Genomic DNA, 884 nt, shown 5'->3' with positions numbered 1-884 from the left:
AGCAGGGCCAGCCGCAGCACCGAGTCGTTGCGCACTCCGGCCGGGTTGACGGTGTCGACCAAGCTGATGCGGCCCTCGGTCAGGGTGCCGGTCTTGTCGGTGATCAGGATGTCGATGTCGCCCAGGTCCTCGATGCACACCAGGCGTTTGACGAGCACCTTGGCCTTGGCCAGCTGTCGCGATCCCGTCGCCAGGCTGGTGCTCACCACGGCGGGCAGCAGCTGCGGCGTGATGCCGACCGCGATCGCCAGCGAGAACAGCACCGAATCGATGATCGGCTTGTGCAGCAGCAGGTTGCTGACCAGGATGACCACCATCAGCGCGATCGCGACCTGCAGCAGCAGGTAGGAGAACCGGCGCAGCCCCACCTGGAAATCGGTCTCGGGTTGGCGCTTGTCCAAACCCGCTGCGATGCGGCCGAATTCGGCATCCCTGCCGGTGGCGTACACCACCCCGGTGCCCTCCCCGGCGCTCACGATGGTGCCCATGAAAGCGAGGTCGGTCGATTCGGCCAGCTCGGCGCCGGCCGGCACAGGCTGCGGCGATTTCTCCGAGCCCGTCGACTCGCCGGTCAGGATGCTCTCGTCGCATTCCAGGCCGGTGACGTCGATCAGCCGGACGTCGGCGGGCACGGCCTCGCCCAGCGACAGGCGGACCACGTCACCGGGCACCAGGTCGGTGACGCCGATCGTGACGAACTTCGAGTCGCGGCGCACCACGGCGTTGTGGTGCACGGCCGCGTGCAGGTCGGCGGCGGCCCGCTCGGCCCGATACTCGTTGACGAACCCCAAGCCGATGCTGGCCGCCAGGATCACGCCGATGATGATCGCCTGCATGCTGTCGCCGAGAAAGTAGGAGACGATCGCGGTGCCGGCCAGCAGGAT

1 protein-coding gene is annotated in these 884 nt (G+C 67.9%); it reads right to left on the bottom strand.

Features of this window, described 5'->3' with window-relative positions:
* On the bottom strand, positions 1-884 hold an 884-nt coding region (locus tag A5696_RS22490), incomplete at both ends, for an HAD-IC family P-type ATPase (RefSeq protein WP_156738193.1).

Source organism: Mycobacterium sp. E2699 (assembly GCF_001666745.1).
Classification (GTDB): domain Bacteria; phylum Actinomycetota; class Actinomycetes; order Mycobacteriales; family Mycobacteriaceae; genus Mycobacterium.
Note: the sequence above shows the minus strand (reverse complement) of the source record. Positions and strands in the feature narration are given on the sequence as shown.